Source organism: Planifilum fimeticola (assembly GCF_003001905.1).
Classification (GTDB): Bacteria; Bacillota; Bacilli; order Thermoactinomycetales; family DSM-44946; genus Planifilum; species Planifilum fimeticola.
The window spans coordinates 1-1429 of the sequence record NZ_PVNE01000067.1; the positions used below are offsets into that span (position 1 = coordinate 1).

The window sequence follows — 1429 nt, forward strand, 5'->3', positions numbered from 1 at the left end:
AGCCATCCAAGCATACATCCGTTGGCGCAACAAAAACAAACATCACGAAGCCATCTTAAAAGAACAAAACAAGATCAAGGTTGCCTGAAGGGGCACTAGTTTGAGTAGCGTTTATCACCTTCGACTTAAATAACTTATAACTTACCGGTTGCCATGTTTTATGGCAACCGGTAAATAACTATTTTTTGGGGGATGCTAAAATGGAAAAAAGAAATCTGTTAGAATATGTTGAGTCTGGAGACCTGGAAGTTGTTAAAAGTATTTTGGAAAACGGGGGAGATCCTAATATAGCGGATAGAAGAGGGTATAGTGCGCTGCTGATAGCTACTTATAATAACGACAAAAAAATGGTTGATCTATTGATAGAATATGGGGCGAATCCTAACCAGAAAAACCATTTTGGGATGACTGCGCTAAGCCATGCTTCGTATTTCTGTTATATGGAAATTGTCGAAATGTTATTGAAAAATAATGCCAATGTTAATACAAAAACTGATGAGGGATGGACTCCTCTAATGGAAGCTGCTAGAGGCGGGTGTACGGATGCAATCAATTTATTGTTAAAATATGGAGCTGACATTAATGCTGTAAATAATGATGGGTGGACAGCGCTACACTATGCTATAATAAAAGGCCATGAGAAAATTGTTTCTATCTTACTTGAAAGTGGTGCAAGTGTTAATGTGGGAGAACCGACTCCTTTAGATCTTGCTAAAGCACTGTTGGAAGAGGATTTATTGATAAAGGATAAGTTAGTTAATATAAATAATATCCTTCGAAAGTATGGAGGAGAATAAACCCGCTGGAGCTTTTCCTGAATTTAGACTGGTACAGCAGCGGAAGTTATTATCATTTCGGTAATTTCATAATAAACCGAAAGTTAGCTAAAAGATCTGTGTCGAAATAAGGTGGCGATAAAAATGTTTGAATCGTTTTGTCTATTGTGGAAAAATGAAATAAATATGATTGTAGCCACTCTGCGGAGTGGCTTTGTTTTTTGTTCAACATTGACTTTCTCTTGGGTGACGAGATTGACATTAACACTCACTGGGTGACCAACGCCCCTACACATCGAGCACGCGAACGGCACTACCGAGAAGCGGGTGAACCAGACCCAAAACGGCAGCTAGTGGGTGGACATCGGCACCTACACTTTCCGCGCCGACCGCACCTGGAGCATCACCCTGTCCAACGATGCCGACAACACCTACGTGATCGCCGACGCGGTGAAGCTGGTGCGGAACGATTCCGGGGAGACGGACAACGAGAAGAAGCAATTCGAGTACACGTATGACGCCAACGGCAACCTGATCGAGATGACCGACGGAAGCTTTGGGGCGGAAATCGACACCTACAAAATGTCGTACACGGAGCTGAACCAGATCCAGAAGGTCGAAGAAATCAAGGACGGCACCACCAAACACACCAC

At 42.7% G+C, this 1429-nt stretch carries 2 protein-coding genes; both read left to right on the forward strand.

What is annotated here, in order from left to right; all coding sequences use genetic code 11:
* Positions 1-200 precede the first annotated feature (200 nt).
* Complete coding sequence (locus tag CLV97_RS17715; RefSeq protein WP_106346837.1) at positions 201-797, forward strand: ankyrin repeat domain-containing protein; 597 nt, start codon at positions 201-203, stop codon at positions 795-797.
* 336 nt (positions 798-1133) lie between these two features.
* Positions 1134-1429: carbohydrate-binding protein (locus tag CLV97_RS17720; RefSeq protein WP_146130556.1), on the forward strand; the 296-nt coding region annotated here is incomplete at its 3' end.

What these genes read in the sequence shown, in the direction of transcription:
- CLV97_RS17715 (WP_106346837.1), top strand. Translation starts at nt 201, where the DNA reads ATGGAAAAAAGAAATCTGTTAGAATATGTTGAGTCTGGAGACCTGGAA.